Raw genomic sequence first — 15,139 nt, forward strand, 5'->3', positions numbered from 1 at the left:
AGGGGAAAGCACACGGGGTGCGAGCGTTCGACTTGCATGTGTGAAGCGCGCCGTCAGCGTTCGTCCTGAGCCAGGATCAAACTCTCCAACAAACAACCAGAGAAAAAACCCCAGCAACAAACACTCAAAAAAACCACAAGACCCACACGGGCCCCACACGCACACAAACAGGGCACTGTTGAATTCTCAAAGAACACACCCACCACCGCGGGCGTACATCCGGGAAAACCGGCCGTCACAACCGCTCCCGAATGTCTTCGTTGTCAACCACGTTCATCCTAGCACCCGGATCAGCATCCCCCAACCGGGGGGACCCCACACCGCCGCAGCCGTTCAACGGACCACAGCAGCACGCCGAGCACCATTGTCACGCGGTTCTTCTCAAACAACCCAGCACCACACGAACCGCCACGAACCGGATCCGGACAAACCCGGAATCACCACAGTTCCCAGCAGGCCCCGCCGTGCTGACAGGAAATACTCTACACATCCTCTCCGAGGCACTCACGAGGGGGGTCGCACCAGCGGTTCACTCCCCGGCCTCCCGATTTCACCCACCAGAAACCGCGAGGTCACCCCGGGCCTGGAGCGACTTCCTCCCGGGGCCGCAGCCACAGTTTCACCGTTCTGGTCTCGGAGGCCCCGATGGCCCGCATCAGTTGCTCGACGGAAACCGGATCGTTCCTTCCCACGAGCAGAATCTCGTACTTCCACTCCTCGAACCGGCGCAACACCCACTCCGGATCCTCCCCGAGGCTCTCCAGAGCCGAAGGGGTGAAGGAACAGATCACGGAAGGACGGTGGTCGCCGAGCAAGCCCTCCAGTCCGGACAGGACACGATAGAGACCACCTCCGACGTCCACGTGCACCACGGAGAGGTTGCGTTCCCCGACCCCGTGCGTGCTGTCCAGTTCCCCGTCCAGCCGCACCCCACGTACCGACACCGCCTGGGGGTACGCCCCCGACGGATCCTCCGTGGGACGAATCCGCACTCCTCCCGTGTCCACGGGTTCTCCCAGGAGCTCCCGGTCACGGTCCCAGGCCGCGCACTCCAACACGGTCAGCCTCTCCCGCACCGGCTCGGCCACGTTGATCTCCGCGTTGTGTTCCAACAGACGACGAGCCGTCGGGTCGGGTTCGACGGCCACCACCCTGCCCGTGTGGTTCAGCCTTCCCAGGACACGAACGCTCTGGTAACCGACATAGGCCCCCACGTCCAGGAAAACCCCGCCCGGTTCCAGCAGTGAGTCGATCAGCGCCGAGACCTCGGCGTCCCAGTGGTGATGGGAGGACAACCAGGGCAGCATCACGCTGTCCCCGGAGGGCAGCCTCAGCAGTCCCGCCTCACACACCACGGGTGTCCCCGACACGTGGTCGGCCCCTCCGTGACGCTCGTGTTCCCGGACCACGATGCGCCTGAGCGCGTCCGTGCCGCGCAGCGCCTTGTCGACGTCCAGGGCGGTGCGGCGCAGACCGTTGTCCAGTTGTTCCTGGTGGGTCCGCTCCGAGTCCTCCACACGACGCTCCAGGCGATCCACGCGGTCCAGGGTGCGTTCCACCGCCCCCGTGAGCGTTTCGATGCGCTCGGCGAGTTCGGAGAGCCCGCTCTCCTCGACCGCGTGACCCCCTTCCTCCAGTGAACGCAGCCTGCGATCGTGCTCGGCCAGGTCAGCACGCAGTTGTGCGGCGCCGTCGTCGACACCGGCCAACCGGGATCCGAGCAGCTCCTGGTGTTGGGACAACTGCGACAACTCGGCCCGCACGGCGTTGACGTCGAGGTCGTCGGAGTGTTCCTGCTGGCGCCGCAACAGTTCCGAGGCGGTCTTCTCCATTCCGTCCAGCAGGGACCGAATGACGTCCCGGATGTGCTCGTCGTAGTGTCCGAGCGCCTTGAGCACCGCCTTGCGCAGCGCGGGCGTCACAGCGTTGCGGCCGCCCATGCCCACCTCCGGGGGGCGGTGCAGCGCGTGGCGCGCCACCAACAGCGGTCGTAGCGGATCATCGGCGCCGTCCTGCCGGTCCCGCGCCCACTTGGCCCGCCAGTTCCGGTAGGCAGCCTCAACCCGTTCCCGAAGCTGTTCCCCGGCCCGCACCGTGGAGTGCCGCTCGGAGAGGAAGGCGCGGGCAGCCGCCCCGAAACGCACCGTGGCACCGGGGTCGGCGACGGCCTCGCGCAGCGCCGCGACCGCGGCGTCGACATCGGGTTCGCCACCTCCCTGGCAGCGCACCAGCGACGCGCCGGAAGGACCGAGCAGTTCGGCCACGGACCCGTGGTCGACCGTGATCACGGGAACCGCACGGGCGACGACCCCCAGCAGACGCAGGGCGTACCGGTCACCACCGGCTCCGCTCTCCGAACGGTGCAGCGAGACGACGCAGTCCGCCAGAGACGTGGCCATTTCCGCTGCGTCGGACTCCTCCCACAGGACGATGCGGGGATCGGTGGCCGTGGCCAGCCGCAGCCGTTCGGCCGCTTCCGGAGACTTCTCGGCACCGCTGACCGCCACGAACAACCGCACGTCGGAGCGTTCCCCGAAAGCCGTGCCGAAGGCGGTCACCAGTCCCAGCACGTTGGCCCGGTGTTCGTCGGTGTGGTCGGCGAAGGCGGCGAAGACGAACTCGTCGGAGAATCCCGCACGGTCACGTGCCGTGCCACGTTCCTCGTCCCCCAGCGGGGGGTGCTCGGGAAACGGCAGTCCCAACACCCTGGCCTGCACGCCGGCGTGCCGGGCCGCGTGTCTGCCCGCTCGGGACAGGGCCCAGATCTCGGTGGGCTCCCCGCTCACGGCTCCCTGTTCAGCGGAATCCGTTCCCCCGTCGGCCCGAATGTCGATCAGGTGGTGTCCGGCCGGAACGGGGATCGTCGGGTCACAACGCAGCACCACCGGATACTGTGGCTCGTCGGCCGCGGGCACGCCCGAGGCACGTACGGCGAGACGGACCAACTCGGCCAGTTCTCCGGATCCCAGTACGGAGACCCCCAGTTGGTCCGTCATCTCGGAGCGTTCGCGGCCAGGCGCGCGTACCGCGCGGGGCGGAATCCTGCCGCTGGCCACTCCCACACCGGCACACCACTCGCCGAAAGCGGCCGCGTCCGTGCCGAGCGGGTCGGGGTAGTCCCGCCGCAGTGTCGGGTCGTCCTCCCAGACGCAGTGGGCCCACAGCGAGCATCCGGCCACGCGCTGTCGTTCGTCCGCAGGAGCTGCCGCCCATTCGAGGAACTCCGCCTCCGCCGCACCGGCTTCGTCCCGCTCCTCGAAAGGACTGGGCAGTGGATCGTCGTGCCGACGTGTCCACCGCGCCCGGTAGGCGCTGCGCACTCCCGGAGGGATCAGCGTACCGTCGGGCAGGCGTTCGAAGGGGTGCGCACGTTCGTCGGTCAGCCCCCGGGAGACGAGCGCGTTGCGGTAACCCGCGCACAACCCGGCGAGTTGGGGGAAGTCCGACAGCAGGACACGCGGACGGTCCGCGTACTCCGCGGAGAACAGCCAGGGACGCTGTGGTTCGAATCCCTCGAAGTGCACACTCCGCAGCGGGGATCCGTCCACCGTATATTCCCCGTCCGAGACTTCCAGGTGTCGTTGCCCGGCGTTGAACACCGAAAGCCCCACTCCGGGGTCACGCAGCACACGGTGGGCCACCATGGCGGGCAGCCCCTCGAGGAACCCCTCGGCGGCTCCGGGGTCGGCCCTGACCTGCGTCGTCCACTCCTCCAGAACGGCCTCGGCCCCGCTGTGGACGGCGAGCAGATTGGTGTCGAAGGAACCCACCCGAGCCAGGTCCTTCGGGCCGGGACGCAATCCGTCCGAGGGGAGCGGACGGAGCACCCTCGGCGCGAGACCGACCGGTTCCGCCTCGCTCAGGACGGAGAGTGGCTCCCCGAAGGGGGCGAACACCTGGACGGCGGGGGACAGGTAGAGCACCGGGGAGGCGGACTCCAGTAGCCGCGCGAGCAGCCTCGGCAGCATCACAGCGTTGAGCAGCGGGCCGTCACAGGCCATGGCCAGGCGGGCGAACTCGGTGTCCGTGACGCCGATGTCGGCGGGGGTGTGCACCTCGGCACGTTCGGACTCGTCCAAGGAGGAGGCGAAATCCAACAGCAGGATCGTGAACCGTCCCCCGGGGTGGTGGCGCAGGAAGGAGTCACGCAGCACACGTGCCCCGGCGAGCTGTCCGTGGCGGGCTGTCGTGCAGCCGTGCGGCGTCGGCCCCGTGGAGCCCGATTCCGCCGGGACCTGCTGGTGTCCGGTCTCCTCGGGTAGTTCCACGGGCCACGCCGGCTCGTCGGCGGACTCCTCCGCCTCGTCGGGGTGTTCCGGGTCTGTGGACGGCCATGGGGTCGGCTCGGAATGGTCCAGGGGATCACTCACGACGCAGAACTTACCGTCGTGGCCCCGAGTTCCCACACGCCCCGACCGGATCACAGCATCGGCATCAGGGTGCGCAACTCGTACGGCGTCACGTGACTGCGGTAGGCGTTCCACTCGTCCCGCTTGTTGCGGAGGAAGAAGTCGAAGACGTGCTCACCGAGGGTCTCGGCCATCAGCTCGGAACCCTCCATCTCGGCCAACGCCTCGTTGAGGTTCTGCGGCAGGTTCGGGTAGCCGGCGGCCTTGCGTTCGCTCTCGGTCAGCGACCAGACGTCGTCCTCGGCCGGAGGCGGGAGTTCGTAGCCGTGCTGCACCCCGCGCAGCCCGGCCGCGAGAATCACCGCGTAGGCCAGGTACGGATTGCACGCCGAGTCCAGATTGCGCACCTCCACGCGCCGCGAGGAGGACTTGCCCGGCGAGTACATCGGCACCCGCACCAGTGCGGAGCGGTTGGCGTGTCCCCAGCAGACCGCCGTGGGGGCTTCGCCGCCGACGACGAGCCGTTTGTAGGAGTTCACCCACTGGTTGGTCACGGCGCTGATCTCCCGGGCGTGCCGCAGCAGCCCGGCCACGAAGGCACGTCCGGTGTCCGAGAGTTCGTAGGGGTTCTCCGGGTGGTAGAAGGCGTTCTGGTCTCCCTCGAACAGGCTCACGTGGGTGTGCATGCCCGAACCCGGTTGGTCGCTGAACGGTTTGGGCATGAACGAGGCCCGCACGTCCTGGGTGAGCGCCACCTCCTTGACCACGTAGCGGAAGGTCATCACGTTGTCGGCCATGGTGAGCGCGTCGGCGTAACGCAGGTCGATCTCCTGCTGTCCCGGCGCTCCCTCGTGATGACTGAACTCCACGGAGATCCCCATGGCCTCCAGCGCCTCGATGGCGTTGCGGCGGAAGTGCGGGGCCGCGTCGTGGCTGGCCTGGTCGAAGTATCCGCCCGAGTCGGCGGGCACGGGCGCGCTTCCGTCCACCGGGAGGTCCTTGAGCAGGAAGAACTCGATCTCCGGATGCACATAGCAGGTGAATCCCGCCTCGGTCGCCCTGGAGAGAGTACGGCGCAGCACGTGGCGCGGATCGGCCCAGCAGGGTGATCCGTCGGGCATCGTGATGTCACAGTACATCCGAGCGGAATAGTGCTGTCCGTCCGCGGTCTCCCAGGGAAGCACCTGGAAGGTCGTCGGATCGGGTTTGGCGACCATGTCCGACTCGTAGATACGCGAGAACCCCTCGACGGCGGACCCGTCGAAACCGATCCCCTCCGCGAAGGCCCCTTCGAGTTCGGCGGGCGAGATGGCCACCGACTTCAGGATTCCCAGAACGTCGGTGAACCACAGCCGCACGAAGCGGATGTCGCGTTCTTCCAAGGTGCGGAGCACGAACTCCTGCTGACGGTCCATACCCGCAGCCTAAGTCTCGTTGCCCCGAGGTGTCGCACCCACTCCGTTACGAGTGCGACACGAGATCGTGTCGGGGAGTTTCCGGCTCGTCGTCCGACACGCCGGAACACACACCTCCCCGGCGTACTGCCGCCGCCGCGCTGCGCGAAGATGGGGTCATGCCGCAGTTGCGCCTCGCTCTGGCTCAGGTCGACGCCCGCGTCGGCGACGTCGCGGGCAACAGCTCGCTGGTGTTGGAACGCTCCCGTCAGGCCGTGGAACAGGGGGCCCATCTGGTCGCCTTCCCGGAAATGGTGCTGGCGGGCTACCCCGTGGAGGACCTGGCGCTGCGGAGGTCCTTCGCGGCGGCCAACCGTGCCGAACTCGGCTCGCTGGCCGAGCGGCTGCGGGAGGCGGGCTGCGGTGACGCCCTGGTGATCGTGGGCCACCTGGACCGCGACGACGAGGGAATCCGCAACGCGGTCTCCCTGCTGTACGGCGGCGAGATCACCGCCACCTACTTCAAACACCACCTGCCGAACTACGGGGTCTTCGACGAGGCCCGTTACTTCGCCCCCGGCTACGAGCTGCCGATCGTGCGGCTGCACGGCGTGGACGTGGGTGTGGTGGTCTGCGAGGACATCTGGCAGAACGGTGGTCCGATCACCGCACTCGGCAAGGTCGGCGTGGACATGGTGGTCTGCGTCAACGGTTCCCCCTACGAGCACGCCAAGAACACCGAGCGCACCTCGCTCGTGGTGCGCCGTGCCGCCGAGGCCGAGGCCCCCATGGCCTACGTCAATCTCGTCGGTGCCCAGGACGAACTGGTCTTCGACGGCGATTCCATGATCGCCACCAACCACGGGGAGATCCTGGCACGCGCGCCGCGTTTCTCCGAGCACCTGCTGGTGCACGACCTGGAGCTGACCGCGGGCGGGCACACCTGCACGGAGGTATCCCCCGAACCGGTGGACCAGCAGGCCCCACCGCACTTCCGCCCGAAGACCCTGCCCGCCTTCCGGGTGGAACGGATCACCCTCTCCCCCGACCCCGTGCCGGAGTACGAACCACTGCGCGAGGACCACCCGGTCGCCGAACCCCTGACCGAGGAGGCCGAGGTGTGGGCGGCTCTGGTCACGGGTTTGCGGGACTACGTGCACAAGAACGGTTTCGGCTCGGTGACCTTCGGCTTCTCCGGAGGCATCGACTCCTCGGTGTGCGCGGCCCTGGCTGTCGACGCACTGGGACCGGAGGGGGTGTACGGGGTCTCCATGCCCTCCCACTACTCCTCGGAGCACTCCCGGTCCGACGCGGCGGAACTGGCCGAACGGCTCGGTTGCCGTTTCCGGACACATCCGATCGAGGACATGGTCCGGGTGTTCGTCGACCAACTGGGGCTGTCCGGACTGGCGGAGGAGAACATCCAGGCCCGTTGCCGGGGCATGACTCTGATGGCGCTGTCGAACCAGCACGGGCACCTGGTACTCGCCCCCGGCAACAAGACCGAGCTCGCGGTGGGCTATTCGACCATCTACGGGGACGCGGTGGGTGGTTTCGCTCCCATCAAGGACGTCCCCAAAACGCTGGTGTGGCGCCTGGCCCGGTGGCGCAACGAGGAGGCGGAGAAGCGGGGCGAGACACCGCCGATTCCCGAGAGCTCGATCACGAAGGCACCCTCCGCCGAGCTGCGCCCCGGCCAGGTGGACACGGACTCGCTGCCGCCCTACGAGGTGCTCGACGAGATCCTGGACGGTTACGTGGAGGGCGACCGCAGTTACGCGGACCTGATCGCGGAGGGCTTCGACGCGGATCTCGTGGAGCGCGTCCTGCGGATGGTGGACCGGGCCGAGTACAAACGCAGGCAGTACCCGCCGGGGACCAAGATCACCCCGAAGGCGTTCGGCAGGGATCGTCGGCTTCCGTTGACCAATCTCTGGCGTGAGGAGCGTCCCGTGTGAACCTCCTGTCCGTCGAACCCGGTTTCCGACGGAGCTCCTCCGAGACCGAAGAAGGGACCGAACGGAGGGAACGAGGTGGTGTCCTCCGGCGAGTGTCCCGAAGGGCACCACCTCACGCGGACCGCCTCGCCGGAAGGATCTCCGGGCGGGACCACTTCCGAACGAACGAGAACCGGCCGCTCACCATCCCAGTTCGGTGCGCAGGGCGCTCAGTTCCTCCTGGGTGAGCTCGACGTCGAGTTCCCGCAGCGTCTCCCCCAACCGTTCCGGTGGGACCGTCTCTCGCCCGGACTCCCCCTCGGGGGTTTCTACCACGAACTCCGTGCCCACCAGTTTGCGCAGCCTGCCCTGGTCGAGACGCATGACCACCGGTTTGCCCACGAAGGGCGAGTTGGGGTGGGTGGCGGTGTAGTGGTGTGCCACCTCGTAGTCCACCGGACGGGAGGGGATGGGGTCGAAGGCGTGCAACGGTTCCCACCGTCCGCCCGCCCACCTCTCCAGCGTCCAGCCGCTGCCCTCCCGACGGAGCCGGTGCGGCCAGCCGGCCTGGTCGACCTCCGTGTCCTCCCGCAACGGCATCGGTTCCAGGATCCCGGCACCGAACCCCACGTCGGCGAGATAGTCGGCGCCGTCGACCGAGACCACCAGCATCATGTGGGTGTAGGGGCCGGGATGTGTGGGTTCCACCCGCGCCATGTACCTCGTCACGGTGAAACCGAGTCGTTCCAGCACGGCCGCGAAGAGCAGGGCGTGTTCGTAGCAGTATCCGCCCCTCCTCCGGTGGAGGAGCTTCGCCTGGATGTCCGCCAGCCCGAGCCCGGGGTAGCTGCGGAGCACCACGTCGACGTTCTCGAAGGGGATGGTGCGAACGTGCGCCCGGTGCAGCCGGTGCAGGGCTTCCGCGGAGGGGGAGAGCCGGGGTTCGCCGATGCGTTCCAGATACGCCGTGATGTCCACGGCGCCCGTGTTCCACTCGTCTGTCACGTGCTGTTGCTCCGCGATCATTGCCATGTGAACAAGCTCGCACTTCGAGCGCTGTCGAAGTCAACGAGGTCCCGGCTGACACGCCGCCCGCTGTGACGTAGGGCGGAAAGGGTCGAGTTCCGTCTTCCCCGGTGTCACTCTTGAGGGGTACAAACATCCGTACGACCCGTGGACCCGGAGAGCGGGCCGCGAGGAAGAGGATGACCATGTCCGACAACGAGAACACCCGGGGATCCGCCACCGAGGGGCAGGAGACGACCGCCCCCTACGGTTCCGGCCGTCCCCGGCGCAGAGTGCGAATCCACCACCTGCGGGAGTACAAGCGGCGTGGCGAAGCCTGGCCGATGCTGACCTCCTACGACACCTACACGGCACGGATCTTCGACCAGGCCGGTATTCCCGTGCTGCTGGTCGGCGACTCGGCCGCCAACAACGTCTACGGCTACGAGTCCTCCCTGCCGATCACGGTCGAGGAGATGCTTCCGCTGGTCCGCGCGGTGGCGCGGTCGGTGGAGTACTCCCTGGTCGTGGCCGACCTCCCGTTCGGTTCCTACCAGGCCTCCCCGGAGGAGGCACTGCACACCGCGACGCGCTTCATGAAGGACGGTGCGCATGCCGTCAAGCTCGAGGGGGGAGCGCGGTACGCGGCCCACGTCGAAGCCCTCGTGTCCGCGGGCATCCCTGTCATGGGGCACATCGGTTTCACCCCGCAGAGTGAGCACGGCCTGGGGGGTTACCGCGTGCAGGCCCGTGGCGAGCAGGCGAGGGAACTGCTCGACGACGCGAGAGCGTTGCAGGAGGCGGGAGCCTTCGCCGTAGTACTCGAAATGGTTTCGGCTTCCGCGGCGAAACGGGTGACCGAGGAACTGAGCATTCCCACGGTCGGGATCGGGGCCGGCCCGGACTGCGACGGGCAGGTGCTGGTCTGGACCGACATGGCCGGACTCGACACCGGGCACACCGCCCGTTTCGTCAAACGCTACGCCGAGGTGGGCGAGACCCTCTCCCGCGCGGCGAGCAGCTTCGCCGAGGACGTCCGGGACGGCAAGTTCCCGGCACCGGAGCACAGCTTCGAGTGACATCCGACTACGGCCCCGAGGGGGACCGAACGGGCGGTGAAACCCCGTGAGGAGTACCCGACCCTGGTCGGCGGACCGGTTTCCGCGCTCCGACGTGTCCCGTCGGGCGGGGAAACCGGTCCGCCTCCCACCGAGGGATCCTCAGACGTCGGTGACGCGGATCCCCGCGTGCGCCTTGTACCGCCTGTTGATCGCGATGACGTTGGCCGTCAACGCCTCCACCTGGTGCGCGTTGCGCAGCCTCCCCCCGTAGATGCCCCGGACACCGGGGATGACGTCGGCCAACGCCCTCACCAGGTCCGTGGCCTCCCGATCGTCCCCGAGCACCAGCACGTCCAGGTCCACGTGCGGCACACTCGTGTCGGCCAACGTCACGGCCGAGACGTGGTGGAACGCCGCGGTTACCCGGGAGTCCGGCAACAGTGCCTCGGCCTGTTGGGCGGCGCTTCCCTCCTCGACCTCCAACGCGTACGGGCCCTTGCTGTCGAAGCCGAGCGGGTTGACGCAGTCGATCACGATCTTTCCGGAGAGCTCGGCGCGCAGTCCGCGCAGCGTCTCCGCGTGGGCCTCCCACGGCAACGCCACCAGCGCCACATCCGCTTCGGAGGCGCACTGCGCGTTGTCGCACCCCTTCACGGAGCCGCCGCCGGCCTCGGCGACCTCCTGTGCCACCTGCTCGGCACGGTCGGCCGAGCGGGATCCGAGCAGCACCCGCAGTCCTGCCTGTGCCCAGCGGATCGCCAGTCCCTTGCCCTGAGCGCCCGTGCCTCCCAGGACACCGACGGTCAGGTTTCCGACATCAACCACCGCGGCTCCCTCCGTCTCCGTGGATCACGGGACATTATCCATCCCGTCGTGTCCGCCGACGTGAACACGGGGTTGTCCAGACGGCTCGTGACTTCCGGAACGGAGTGCCCACCCGGCCCCGCTCCGCGAAGAGAAGGGGTCAGCGCTCCTCCGCACCCGATCCCCCACCCCAGTGCCGGTCGGCCTCGTCGGCTTCCTCGGTACGGCGGTGGGCGATCTCCAGCGCGTTCTCGGCCGAGGCGCGGTCGCTGTACGGTCCGAGACGGTTGAGCGCGCGACACACTTCCTCCGGCGCCTCGACGCGTCGATGTTTCAAGCAGAAGTACCAGCCTTTCCCGCTCATGTGTCGAGCCTCGCACGCCCGGGTGGGGATGTCACGGTCCGCACATCCGGAGCACCCGCGCCGGATGTTCACCCCGGCGGAGGAGCCGGGTCGGCGGCCCGTCCTCCCCTCCCGCCACCACGTCGTGGCAACGGATCCGGACAGGGGACGAGCACCCGGTGGTGCTCCGGATCCTCGACCCGGCTTCCGTCCCGCAACCGGTACTCCAGTTCGCCGCCGTCCCCGAGTTCCACGGTGCAGCCGATCTCGGCGAGCTGCTGCTCGTCCAGATCGGCCACCAACTCCCACCGCGTGGGCACCACCCGGTAGACGGGCCAGTTCAGGTGCGCGAAGGCCTGGTGGAACTCGGCGAGCAGATCACGCATGTGCCGCTGCCACGGCAACGGCATGGACTCGACCAACGAACGCGGCAGCACGGCGTGGTCCTCGTCCGTGCCCGGTGGGTTCCTGCTCAGGTAGTCGGCCAGCGGGGTGCTCGACTCCGGTGGACCACTCGGACGGGGGATCGGGTCGGGAGTGAACATGCTCGTCCTCCTAGGAGCCGCGGCGGAACCGTGGTGCCACCGTTCGACCGTGAAGACACCCGCCCCGGGTGTGTCGGCCTCTCCGGTGGTCCCACGCACCGGTGTGTGACAACGATCTCAGCTCTTCCGGGACGGCGCGGGACGCACCGCGGTCGGAAGCAGTTCCCCTCCATCCCACAGTTCGGTGATCTCCACGGTCTCCCCCGGCTGGGGAGCGTGCAGCACCTTGTTGTCGCCGAGGTACAACGCCACGTGATGCACCGAGTCGGGGTTCCGGCCGTGTCCCCAGAACACGAGGTCTCCGGTCCGGGCGCGCCGCAGCGGGATCATGGTCCCGCCGTCGTAGTACTGGTTCTGCGAGACGCGGGGGATGCGCACCCCCGCGGCCGCCCACGCCTGCTGCGTCAGTCCCGAGCAGTCGAAGGTGTTCGGCCCTTCGGCCCCCCACACGTAGGGGGAACCGAGCTGTTCCCTGGCGTAACCGACGACCGTGGCGGCGAGTTCACCGGCGTCCGGCACGGCGGAACAGTCGCTCACCGCCCGCACCTCACCCTCCTGGTTGACCAGGTACGCCGCCATCGACTCCGCGTCGTGGTAGCGCGAGGGGAAGGCCGAACGCTCCACCGCCTGCGCCGCCGAGCCGGGACGCATCTCCTTCCACCCCTCGACCTCGGTCAACACGTCGTAGAACTTGTTGATCGCGTAGTCGAGGTCGGTCACCTGTCGAGGCGTCCCCCAGTTCATCGAGGGACGCATCTGGAAGACGCCGAGGGAGTCGGCGTGTCCGTAGTTCAGGTTGCGCAGGTTCGACTCGGTCTTTCCCGCCTGGATCGCGATCTGCCAGGCTCGGGGCGGAAGCTCACGTCGTTTCCCTATCTCGATGATCCGCCGGACGACCTCCCGTTGTTCCTGCCCGAGAGCCCGCGCCATCCGTTGGCCCCGGGACAGGGAGACCTCGGAGGCGCCCAGAGCGGTGTCACAGCCTGCCCACCGGCTCCGCTCGCCCCCGCCGAGCCCGGCGAGCAGGCCGGTGACGGCCCCCACTCCGATCAGTCCACCGAATCCGGTGAGCAGCACCAGCACCACAGCGACCTTGCGCATCTCAGTCCACCCTGTCGTAACCGGACACACGCCATCCTTGCTCGGAACGGACCACATGCACCCGCAGGGTGGGACCGTCCGTGGGCACTCGGACCCGCATCGAGGTCTCGGTCGACTCGTCGACCCGCAGTTCTCCCGTTATCTCGGTGGCGGGCACGTTCGCCGGGTCCACGGTGTTCATCACCCCGATGAACTCGGAGGTGGTGTACGGGCGCAACCCGTCCAACCACTGCTGTCGGGTCGTGTCCTCGGAGGTCCGGCTCCACCGGGTGACCCACTGGCGCACCACCTCCAGACCGGCCGGATCCGCCGGAGCCGACTCGGGCCGCGCGGTGGGGACCGAAATGGACGGTGGCGCCCCCCGGAAACCGGAGTCCGACGACTCGGCGTCGTTGGCGACGGCATCGTCCCGGGAGTACCGCTCGTAGTCCCGGACGGACTCACTGTCGGAACCGCCGGCGCCGGCACCCGGCAGGGGACCCGGTAACAGGAACCCCACCCCGCTGACCGTGGCCACCACGAGGACGATCGCCGCCACCAGATGCTTCGGGGAACGCAACGGCCACCCCCACAGCCTGCGGTAGACCGCGGCCCGCCCCCGATGTGTCCGGATCGGCATCAGAACCGGCCTCCTTCCGCGGAACGTTCACTCATCGGCGACCTCCAACCCGCGCGACGGCCGATAGACCACGTTGACCGGTCTTCCGGCCAGCACCTCGGGCTCCGGACCACGGGAGACGGTGTCCTCCGTCCTCCGCAGTGGGCTCGTCCCGCCGACCCGGGAAGGCACCACCACCGGATCGTCGTCACGTTCGTTCCACGCCCCCTCGGTGATCGGGGAGGTGTCCACGGTGCGACTGCGCTCCCCCTCGGGAAGCGCACCCGAGTTCCGTCTGGTGCCGGGGCGGTGCTGGGTCACGGCACCGGCGCCCGGTGTGGTCCCCTGCGTGGTCGCGGCCCCGGGGATCTCCCCGCCACCGGATGTCCCGCCCCGGGGGGAACGGTCCGTCCGTTGCGCCGTGGCGATCACCGTGGGGCCTTCCGACTCGGGACGGGGCTGTCCGGCCGTTCCCGGCGTGGCCGTGGTGTCCTGCGCACCGGTGCTGCGGACCTGTTCCCAGAAGTCGTCCTGCGGACCGCCGTGGTGGCCGGAGGCTCCACCCCGTCGGAGGCGGGACAGGAACGAGGACTGGGGCCCGGGAACCGCACCCCCGGCGACACCGGCCGACAGCTCGATCATCTGTCCCATGCGGCGGACCGGTTTTCCGATCATCAGGAACACGACGGTGAGCAACGCGGCCAACAGCATCCGGGTCAACAGCGAGAACCCACGGCTGGGATCGAATATCCAGTTCAGCACGAGCGTGTGCAGCCCGGCCATGGCGGAGATCAGCACCACGTTGAGCAGGGCCGCACCGGCGATGCGTCCCACGCCGCGCAGCACCTCGTGGTGCAACAGCGCGACGAGGCCGATCAGGGGACCGGCGAGTATCAGCACCCGCAGCAGCACCTGGGCCAGCAGGATCGCGGCCTTGGCGAGCAGCTGGAACGTGGTGTAGGAGAGGGCCTGGAGCATACCGAGCATGCCCGCGCCGATCCGACTGCCGTCGACCCCCTGGAAATAGCCGTAGGCGCTGCCCATCTGGGCGGCCACTTCCTCGAAGGCCCGTTTCTTCCGCTCTCCCGAGCCGTCGGCCTCACCGGAGAGCACTTCCCGTTTGCTCCAGGCCTGCGCGTCCAGCAGGCGCATACCCAGCTGCTCGGCCTTCTCGGAGTCCGGAGACCCGAACTCCCCGCGTAACCACCCGCGGTAGACGACCTCGTTGTGCAGCAGTGTGGGAAGGGCGTCCCGCTCGTCGACGCCCACCTCGCGCAGGAACCCCCCCTGCACGGCCGAGGTCCCGGTGATCACGACGTCGTCCAACGCGTGGGTGTAGACCAGCGGGGTCAGATAGGTGGCCGAGGCGAACCACAGCGCCGCCAGCGCCCACATCGTCTTCTTACCGATGGTGGCCAGGTCGCCCTGCCATATGTAGCGGAACAGCAGTATCGCGAGAATCACCGCCACCACGCCGAACCAGGGTGCGAACACGCTGTCGTACAGCGCCACGGTCCCGGTGGCGATCATCTCGTCCAACGGCTTCATCAGATCGCCGGACAACAACGAGTAGTGCAACCCGTTGGTCATCCCGACCAGGTTCTTCGCGACGTTGAACAGCTGGTTGCCGATCCAGGTGTCGACCATCGCGTTGGGGTTGTTGACCCCCTGCGGACCACACCCCAGGTCGTAGGTGTGCCAGACATGACCGGCGTAGCCGTACTCGTCGTAGGCACTGCCGGACTGCCCCACCCCGATGGGGGCGGGATCCACGGCTCCGACCATGCCGGTTCCCGGCCGCTCCGGGTTGGGCGGTTCGGTGCAGTCGAACGGCTGGGCGTGCACCGGCGCTCCCGTCAGCGCCTGCAACCCCAACAGGGCCGCCACCCCCAGCAGCGCTCCGCGCCGCGTCCGTCCTCCCGCCGACGGGAGGGCCCTCCGTGCGGCACGGCGACGGCCGAGAAGCACCCACCCGACGACCACGGCTGTGACCAACACCACC

11 protein-coding genes are annotated in these 15,139 nt (G+C 68.5%); 2 read left to right on the forward strand and 9 right to left on the reverse strand.

The genetic code is table 11. The features are described 5' to 3' along the window. Positions 1–572: 572 nt before the first annotated feature. Positions 573–4,370, reverse strand: coding sequence for an FkbM family methyltransferase (locus tag CEP50_RS06550; protein WP_258174925.1), 3,798 nt, complete (start codon positions 4,368–4,370; stop codon positions 573–575). A gap of 50 nt (positions 4,371–4,420) precedes the next feature. Continuing rightward, a complete protein-coding gene (glnA, locus tag CEP50_RS06555) occupies positions 4,421–5,764 on the reverse strand; it encodes a type I glutamate--ammonia ligase (protein WP_106113050.1) in 1,344 nt (447 codons plus the stop codon). A 158-nt stretch (positions 5,765–5,922) separates the two neighbouring features. Between glnA and CEP50_RS06560 the strand changes: the two genes are divergently transcribed. Then, positions 5,923–7,701: an NAD+ synthase gene (locus CEP50_RS06560; RefSeq protein WP_106113051.1), complete on the forward strand. Its 1,779-nt coding sequence runs from the start codon at positions 5,923–5,925 to the stop codon at positions 7,699–7,701. A 180-nt stretch (positions 7,702–7,881) separates the two neighbouring features. On the opposite strand, the gene CEP50_RS06565 is transcribed toward CEP50_RS06560, so the two are convergent. Next, positions 7,882–8,706: an arylamine N-acetyltransferase family protein gene (locus CEP50_RS06565; RefSeq protein ID WP_106113052.1), complete on the reverse strand. Its 825-nt coding sequence runs from the start codon at positions 8,704–8,706 to the stop codon at positions 7,882–7,884. Between the two features lie 179 nt (positions 8,707–8,885). Between CEP50_RS06565 and panB the strand changes: the two genes are divergently transcribed. Then, positions 8,886–9,764, forward strand: coding sequence for a 3-methyl-2-oxobutanoate hydroxymethyltransferase (gene panB, locus CEP50_RS06570; protein WP_106113053.1), 879 nt, complete (start codon positions 8,886–8,888; stop codon positions 9,762–9,764). Positions 9,765–9,905: 141 nt separating this feature from the next. Here panB and npdG read toward each other — a convergent pair whose 3' ends face one another. The 6 genes from npdG to CEP50_RS06600 all read right to left on the reverse strand — a co-directional run bounded on the left by npdG (position 9,906) and on the right by CEP50_RS06600 (position 15,135). Continuing rightward, a complete protein-coding gene (gene npdG / locus CEP50_RS06575) occupies positions 9,906–10,571 on the reverse strand; it encodes an NADPH-dependent F420 reductase (RefSeq protein WP_106113054.1) in 666 nt (221 codons plus the stop codon). A gap of 139 nt (positions 10,572–10,710) precedes the next feature. Beyond that, a complete protein-coding gene (locus tag CEP50_RS06580) occupies positions 10,711–10,914 on the reverse strand; it encodes a hypothetical protein (RefSeq protein WP_106113123.1) in 204 nt (67 codons plus the stop codon). Positions 10,915–10,982: 68 nt separating this feature from the next. Then, positions 10,983–11,438, reverse strand: a complete 456-nt coding sequence (locus CEP50_RS06585; protein ID WP_106113124.1) for a hypothetical protein — start codon at positions 11,436–11,438, stop codon at positions 10,983–10,985. 117 nt (positions 11,439–11,555) lie between these two features. Further along, entirely contained in the window at positions 11,556–12,539 is a 984-nt protein-coding gene (locus tag CEP50_RS06590) for a C40 family peptidase (RefSeq protein WP_106113055.1), read from the reverse strand. Between the two features lies 1 nt (position 12,540). Continuing rightward, positions 12,541–13,158 (reverse strand): hypothetical protein, encoded by a 618-nt coding sequence (locus CEP50_RS06595; RefSeq protein WP_106113056.1) that lies wholly within the window; start codon positions 13,156–13,158, stop codon positions 12,541–12,543. 27 nt (positions 13,159–13,185) lie between these two features. Further along, the gene (locus CEP50_RS06600; RefSeq protein WP_258174932.1) at positions 13,186–15,135 is read right to left on the reverse strand and encodes a hypothetical protein; all 1,950 of its coding nucleotides are present in this window, start codon (positions 15,133–15,135) and stop codon (positions 13,186–13,188) included. Between the last annotated feature and the right edge of the window lie 4 nt (positions 15,136–15,139).

It is taken from the genome of Actinopolyspora mortivallis (assembly GCF_003001495.1).
GTDB lineage: Bacteria > Actinomycetota > Actinomycetes > Mycobacteriales > Pseudonocardiaceae > Actinopolyspora > Actinopolyspora mortivallis_A.